We start from the raw sequence: 6,000 nt of genomic DNA on the forward strand, positions 1-6,000 counted from the left end.
GGCCCTGGCTGGCGAGAAGAGTTCAACCCCCGATGTTGGCCGACATGTCGTCGACAGGCGCGGGCCTGCCCCGCGTTTCATGTTGCGACGCAGCATGAGGCGAGGCGTACGTTCGAGGGAGCGCTACCCTCGCATCGATGGGTGAGGGACGGCATCGGGTCGAACGCCCGCCGGGCGGAACCGCGACGCTGCCAGATCGCCCAAGGTCATCCCGATGCGCTTGGTCCCCACTCTCGCGACCTTCGTCCTCGTCAGCGGACCGCTCCCCGCGGCTGCGTCCTCCTGCACCGAACAGATCGACACCATCGATCGACGCCTCGACAGCGCCGGCGCCGTACAAGTGACCGGCCTACAGGCGGGACATACCCTCCGGACCGGCTCTCCCCGGGCCATCACGTCGGCCCGTCTCGATGCCCCGAGCGATCCCGCCTCGGTCCCGACAGCCGATCACGTCGCCATCGCCAAGAGCCTCATCGACAGGGCGACCGCCGAGGACCGGCGAGGGGACAAGCGGGCCTGCGAGAACACCATGACCGAGGCCAAGGTCATGATCGGCGCCCTGCCGTGATCGTCCCGCACCCGACCGACGGTCGCGGCCGGCCAGGGAGGCATGATGCGACGACCAATCCCGAACGAAGAAACCGAACGAGGCATGATCCGATGTTCAAGAAATCGACGATTCCCGCTATGGTGGCCCTGTTCCTGATCGGCCCGGCACACGCGCAGACCGGGCTCGACCGGAAGGCACCGACCGTCCTGTTCCATGGGAACTATTGCGGCCCGGGCAACAATGCGCCGGCGGCACCGATCGATGCCCTCGATGCCGCCTGTGCACGTCACGACGGCTGCACCCCGGACAGCGGGCTCGCCACGAAGGCGTGTAACCTCGGCTTGCAAAGGGACGCCGAGGCGGTCTCCCGGGATCCCCGGGAGCCGGAGGAACTTCGGACCCTGGCCGGCTTGGTGTCCGTCGGGGCGTCGATGATGATGTCGGCCCGTTCGCCGGAAGGGACGCATGGTGCGGGTAGGTCGCTCGTCGCGAGCTACCCGCATTGAACGACGGCGGGGCGGCCGCTGGCGGCGCCGCCTCGAACCCGTCGATCCTCATCACGTTGCGGGGGTGTCAGGTCACCGAGTCTTTGATCGCTCCCGCCTCCGGCGGACACCGGGAAGGTATCACTCCGCCGGGACGGGGGCATCCTCCAGGCCCCGGGGCGGGTTCCTGATAGTTCACCGAGGCGTCTCATATGGTCCCGGTCAGGTTAGGTCGATCACGCGGAAGCGGTATCGATTTCGCCGGCGGCGTCGATGAAGGCGCTTGTCATCCTGGATGTCCGACGGTCCTGCAGGCACACGATGTGGGCGTAGTTGAAGATCTCGGCGTCGAGGAACGGCAGCCAGAACGTCCGCGGGTCGCAAACATGCTCGGCCTTCGAGACGACACCGAACCCCACCCCACGCGCGACCACCTCCCGAACCGCCTCTCGGCTACCGATCTCCATGACGATGCGTGGCCGGACGTCGGCCTCCGCCATCGCCACTTCCGTCGCACGGCGGGTGTTCGACTCGGTCTCCCGTACGACCATCGCCTCGCCGTGGAGTTCCGAGATCGAAAGACCGCTGCGCCCCGGTCCGAAGAGCGGGTGATCCTTCCGTGCGAAGGCAACGATCGGATCCTTGCCGTACTGCGATACCCATAGCCGCGGATCGCTCCCGGCATACGCGAGTACCGCCACGTCGGTGCGGAATTCGAGCAGATCCTGCAGGACGGTCTTCGAGTTCCCCACGGATACCGAGATCCCGATGCCGGGATGGCGGTCGTGGAAGGCGACGAGCATCTCGATGGCGTGGAATGGGCCGACGGCTCCCATCCGCAGGTTGCCCGTGCGCAGTTCCTGGCTCTCCGTCAGGAAATGCCGCGCCTCGGCCTTATCCGCGAACATGCGTTGGGCAAGGCCCTGGAGGTGGCGGCCGGCTTCGGTGAGGTGCAGGCGACCTCCCGTGCGGACGAAGAGCTAGACCGCATAGTGCTCCTCCAGGGCGCGGATCTGGCTGGTGAGCGTCGGCTGGCTGACATGCAGCCTCCGCGCCGCGCCGGTCACGCTGCCCACCTCGGCGACGGCATGGAAGGAGCGAAGCTGGGTGTAGCGCATCAATATTTTATATAGGCACGGAACGAACTATCAATTCGACTCTCACGTCGATGAGTCGTTCCCTGAGGTTCCGAGATCGCTGCTGGAACCAGAATGCCGCTAGCCCCGGACCATGCCCCGTCCGTGGAGGCCGATCCCGCCCCCGACGCGGGCCGGACCTTGATCGCGACCGGTCTGAACCACGCCCTGCACGATGGCTACAGCGACTTGATCTACGTGCTGCTCCCGGTATGGCAGGCGGAGTTCGGCCTCGGCTTCGCCGCCCTCGCGTTTTTGCGCAGCCTCTACAACGGGGCGCTGGCCGCCCTGCAGATGCCATCCACCCATCTTGCGCGGCACCTCGGCTCCCGCTTGGTGCTGGTGCTGGGAACGCTTTTGAGCGCCACCGGCTACGCGCTGGCCGGCGCGTCGGGCGGGCTGATAGGCCTCTGCGCCGCCCTCGTTCTCGGCGGTGCCGGGAGTAGCACGCAGCACCCGTTGGCCTCCGCGGCGATCACGCGCGCCTATGGCGCTTCCGCCCACAGGGCTCTCGGCACCTACAACTTCACTGGCGACCTGGGGAAGGCTACCGTGCCGCCCCTCGTGGGACTCCTCCTGACCCTCACGGACTGGCGTTCGGTGCTCTGGCTGATCGCAGGCATGGGGGTCGTCGTGGCGGTCGTCGTCGGATCGCTCCTCCCACGCCCGCCCGCTCCACGAAGGGAGGCGCCCGAGACCGCGCCGCGGCCGCCGGGGCATAATGGGGATGTTCGGGGCGATCCGACCGGCTTCAGGCTACTTGTCGCCATCGGCATCCTCGACAACGCGGCCCGCCCGGCCTTCCTGCTCTACCTGCCGTTCCTGATGCGCGAGAAGGGAGCCGCGCTGACGACCGTGGGTTTAGCGCTTTCGCTGGTCTTCGTCGGCGGCGCGCTGGGCAAGGCGGTCTGCGGTGGGCTCGGGGACCGCTTCGGGGTGACCCGTACGGTGGTCCTCACCGAGACCGGGACCGCGGTGGCGATCCTGGCGGTGATCGCGTTGCCGCTCGTGCCCCTGCTCGCCGTGCTGCCCGTTCTCGGCCTCATGCTGAACGGCACGTCGTCGGTCCTGTACGGCAGCGTCCCCGAACTTGCGCCGGGCGGCCATGTCGAGAAGGCCTTCGCGGTGTTCTACACCTGGACACTCGGGGGCAGCGCACTGGCCGCCCCGTTGATTTACGGTCGCCTCGGTGACGCGGTCGGGCCGAGCTGGGCCGCGGTGGCCGCAGCTCTGACGGCACTCGCAGTCGTGCCCATTATGCTCGTTCTTTCGCCTCGTCTTCGGCGAAAACATAGTGCTTGAAACCGAAGCTTGCGAACCCCTCAAAGTCGTTGAGGCAGACTAAGAAATCTGCGCCGAGCGTAATTCAAATTAATAACCGCGCTGATTTGAGCAATCTTGGTAGTGGGTCGGAATGTCTGTTGTCATCATCTTCATCGTCCTGCTGGCTGCGGTACTGCACGCGAGCTGGAATGCCCTGTTGCGGGCCGGAGGCGACAGGTTGTGGTCGATTACGATCATGTGCATCGCCATCGCGTTGGCCTGCGCGACGCTCGCGCCCTTCGTACCCGTACCGGCGCAGGCAAGTTGGGGCTACGTGGCCTCTCGGCCGCGCTGCATATCGGCTACAATCTCTTCCTCGTCCGGACGTATCGACACGGAGACCTCGGGCAGACCTAACCGATCTCCCGGGGGACGTCGCCGATCCTGGTATCGGTCGGGGCGGTGTAGAGGGCGGTGCAAATCCAGGCCACTAAACCGCCCTCAACGCACCGGCCACAGGCGTGGTCTCTCAGCTGCCGCATCAGCGTAAGTGTTTGCAGGGAAATCGTTTTAAAGATGGGCTCTGCGGGCTTGGTGAAGCTCAAGTGGCCTGGATTTACTCCGCCCCGTGGCCTGATTTTCCTTCGCCCTACAGAGGGCGGCGACATTCGCACATGAGTTGCCCGACGCGGTCGCCCTGACCGGTGTCCTGTTGGTCTCCGCCGGCATCCTATCGCTGGCGTTCCAAGGACGCGGCATCGGACGCGTCAGCCTGTTCTACGCGTTGGGTACGGGGTGCTTCATCGGCGCGTACAGCGTGGTGGACGGGATCGGCGTTCGCCTCTCGGGAACGCCCGTAGGCTACACTGTCTGGATGTGCCTCCTCTGGGGCATCCTGGCGCCGCCTGTCTACGCCGCCCTGCGCGACTGGCGCAGCCTCGTCCGTGGCCCCCGCGAGACGTTGGTCGCCGCGGGCGGCGGCGTCGTCTCCCTCATCGCATATGGGATCATCATCTTCGCCATGTCGCTCGGCCCGATGGGTCCGGTTTCGGCACTGCGGGAGACCAGCGTCGTGTTCGCGGCACTCATCGGCCGGTTTTTCCTCCACGAGCGTCTGACGGTCCATCGCGTCGCAGCCTGCATCGTCGTCGCGCTGGGCGCGATTTGCATCGGACACTCCGGTTGAGCGTCAAGCCGATACCGAACGACCCCCGTGGTCGTGGACCGAATCCTACGCTTTGCATCCTTGCGGTCCGTTGGCCTTCGACGTTTGGATGTGATCCGGTTTGACCGACACCCAATGGTGCGAGGCGGGTCGAAAGCCTCGAACGCGCGGAGGATTACATGTTGTACGAACTGGCTAACCTCTCGTGCCCGCTGCTTGCGCTCGGGCAAGCGTCGGATGGCGTTCATGCCTGGGTGGACGACGGCGAGGCGAAGGGTGAGTTCCTCGGCTGCTGGCGGACGGAGTTGGGCACGCTGGGCCAGATATTCGTGTTGCGCGGGTTCGCGGCGCCGGAGGACATGACGGCCGAGCGTCGGCGCGCGCTGCTGAATGCCAGTCCGTTCAATGCCGGAAGTGTCGTGTCGGCGATTGAGATGGACAGCTACGCCCCATTCCCGTTCCTGCCGACGATCCGGGCCGGAGAACGGGGTGGGGTGTACGAGTTCCGGACCTACCAACTCAAGCCCGGTGGCCTGCCGCCGACGCTGGCGGGTTGGGAAGCCGCCATCGAACCGGCCCGTGACTATACCGACCATCTCGTCGTGAACATGTACGCGTTGGATGGGGCGCCCAGGATCACGCACATCTGGGGCTTCGCCAGTCTTGAGGAACGCTCGGGATTACGAGCCCGTGCCTACGCTGCCGGCGTCTGGCCGCCCAAGGGTGGACCAGAGCAGATCGCAAGGGCGACCTCGACCATCGCGCTGCCGCAGGGGCGCTCTATCGGAAATTCCCATCGAGGCGAGACTTGGCGCCGGAAGCGACATCACCATTCAATATCGCGTCGGTCATTCGCTCGCATCCCGTTCAGGCCGCGGGCCAATCGCCGAGTGTCTTGCGGAGGCCGTTCCGAGAGGATGTCATGGCATCCTCGATCAGCCCGGCGAGGCGGACCGCGTGGGTGAAGCCGGGTGCGTTCGACGTTCCGCCAGCGATATCGTCGCGGAGGTCGGCATACGTCGCGGCGACGTTTAACGCCGCATCCGGCAGGGACGCCAGATCCCCCTCATCCACCATCTGGGGTTCGCCGTTGACATGCAGTCGCAGGCGCCCCGACTGGAAGCCCCGCGGCGCCCCGCCTTCGAGCGTGAGGATGCCGCCCTCGCCGACGATCTCGAAGCGGAACGGCGTTCCGGTCGGACGCCCCCCGGCGATCTCCGCCGAGAGTGCCATTCCGTTGGACAGTCGAGCCTGCACCAGGAAGTGGTCGTAGGTCATACGTGGCTGTGGTTGCCCGTCGCCGATCCGGATCTCGGGATACTGGGTGGTCGCCAGCGCCGTCAGGTGAGCTATGCGGGAAAGTGGGTGACGACGGTGGATTGAGGGCGGCGTATCGAGGCG

General features: G+C 66.2%; 8 protein-coding genes. 5 read left to right on the plus strand and 3 right to left on the minus strand.

Translation table 11 applies throughout. From position 1 onward, the window contains the following. Nucleotides 1-214: 214 nt before the first annotated feature. Both G3T14_RS16825 and G3T14_RS16830 read left to right on the plus strand, forming a co-directional pair. On the plus strand, nucleotides 215-568 hold the full coding sequence (locus tag G3T14_RS16825; RefSeq protein ID WP_163643692.1) for a hypothetical protein: 354 nt from the start codon (nucleotides 215-217) through the stop codon (nucleotides 566-568). Nucleotides 569-660: 92 nt separating this feature from the next. After that, a complete protein-coding gene (locus tag G3T14_RS16830; protein WP_163643693.1) occupies nucleotides 661-1,056 on the plus strand; it encodes a hypothetical protein in 396 nt (131 codons plus the stop codon). 215 nt (nucleotides 1,057-1,271) lie between these two features. Here G3T14_RS16830 and G3T14_RS16835 read toward each other — a convergent pair whose 3' ends face one another. Together G3T14_RS16835 and G3T14_RS16840 are read right to left on the minus strand one after the other, a co-directional pair. Further along, nucleotides 1,272-1,943: a LysR substrate-binding domain-containing protein gene (locus G3T14_RS16835; RefSeq protein ID WP_163643694.1), complete on the minus strand. Its 672-nt coding sequence runs from the start codon at nucleotides 1,941-1,943 to the stop codon at nucleotides 1,272-1,274. A 72-nt stretch (nucleotides 1,944-2,015) separates the two neighbouring features. Then, the gene (locus G3T14_RS16840) at nucleotides 2,016-2,153 is read right to left on the minus strand and encodes a LysR family transcriptional regulator (RefSeq protein WP_163643695.1); all 138 of its coding nucleotides are present in this window, start codon (nucleotides 2,151-2,153) and stop codon (nucleotides 2,016-2,018) included. Between the two features lie 93 nt (nucleotides 2,154-2,246). On the opposite strand from G3T14_RS16840, the gene G3T14_RS16845 reads away from it, so the two are divergent. The 3 genes from G3T14_RS16845 (at nucleotide 2,247) to G3T14_RS25555 (ending at nucleotide 5,564) form a co-directional block, all read left to right on the plus strand. Then, nucleotides 2,247-3,473, plus strand: coding sequence for an MFS transporter (locus G3T14_RS16845; RefSeq protein WP_163643696.1), 1,227 nt, complete (start codon nucleotides 2,247-2,249; stop codon nucleotides 3,471-3,473). Nucleotides 3,474-4,113: 640 nt separating this feature from the next. After that, nucleotides 4,114-4,620, plus strand: a complete 507-nt coding sequence (locus tag G3T14_RS16850; protein WP_163643697.1) for an EamA family transporter — start codon at nucleotides 4,114-4,116, stop codon at nucleotides 4,618-4,620. A 413-nt stretch (nucleotides 4,621-5,033) separates the two neighbouring features. Continuing rightward, on the plus strand, nucleotides 5,034-5,564 hold the full coding sequence (locus G3T14_RS25555; RefSeq protein WP_348645291.1) for an NIPSNAP family protein: 531 nt from the start codon (nucleotides 5,034-5,036) through the stop codon (nucleotides 5,562-5,564). Here G3T14_RS25555 and G3T14_RS16860 read toward each other — a convergent pair. Further along, on the minus strand, nucleotides 5,467-6,000 hold a 534-nt coding region (locus tag G3T14_RS16860; protein WP_204262905.1), incomplete at its 5' end, for a hypothetical protein. The two genes, G3T14_RS25555 and G3T14_RS16860, sit on opposite strands and share 98 nt — an antisense overlap.

The organism is Methylobacterium sp. BTF04, from assembly GCF_010692745.1.
In the GTDB taxonomy this organism is placed as follows: Bacteria; Pseudomonadota; Alphaproteobacteria; order Rhizobiales; family Beijerinckiaceae; genus Methylobacterium.